Below are 777 nucleotides of genomic sequence, written 5' to 3' on the forward strand. Positions count from 1 at the left end.
TGCGGCGCAGCACGGTGTCGACAGCCTCGAACATCTCCCGTCGACGCTGCGACGACACCGGGCTTTCGACGACCACGACCAGTTCCGGCTTGTTCGACGAGGCGCGCACCAGTCCCCAGGTGCCGTCGTCGGCGACAACGCGCGCACCGTTGACGGTGATGAGGTCGGCGATCTTCTGGCCCGCAAAAACCGTTCCATCCCGCTTCATGGCCTGAAAGTCGGCAACCACCCGCTCGACAACGCCATACTTCGCATCGTCCGCGCAGTGCGACGACATGGTCGGCGTGCCGAAGGTCAGCGGCAGCGCGCGGTAGAGATCGGCCATCGAACTGCCGGGGCTGCGGTCCAGCATCTGGCAGATGGCGATGGCGGTGACCAGCCCATCGTCATAACCCCGCCCGACTGGCGGGTTGAAGAAGAAATGGCCCGACTTTTCGAAACCGGCGACGGCGCCAAGCTCGGCGACGCGGCGCTTGATGTAGGAGTGGCCGGTCTTCCAGTAGTCAGTGACGGCGCTGTTGGCGCGCAGCACGCTGTCTGTGTTGAACAGGCCGGTCGACTTGACGTCTACGACGAAGGTCGAGCCCGGATGCTGGCTGGAGATATCGCGCGCCAGCATCACACCGACCTTGTCGGCAAAAATCTCATTGCCCTCATTGTCGACGACGCCGCAGCGGTCGCCGTCACCGTCGAAGCCAAGGCCGACATCGGCTCCAGTCTCAAGCACCTTGTCCCTGATGGCATGCAGCATCTGCATATCCTCGGGATTGGGATTGT

At 63.4% G+C, this 777-nt stretch carries 1 pseudogene; it reads right to left on the minus strand.

The annotated features are described in order from the left end of the window. Positions 1-777, minus strand: a pseudogene (locus EN949_RS35490) (phosphomannomutase/phosphoglucomutase); the annotation flags it as partial.

The sequence above is a fragment of the Mesorhizobium sp. M7A.F.Ca.US.007.01.2.1 genome, from assembly GCF_003998165.1.
GTDB lineage: Bacteria > Pseudomonadota > Alphaproteobacteria > Rhizobiales > Rhizobiaceae > Mesorhizobium > Mesorhizobium ciceri.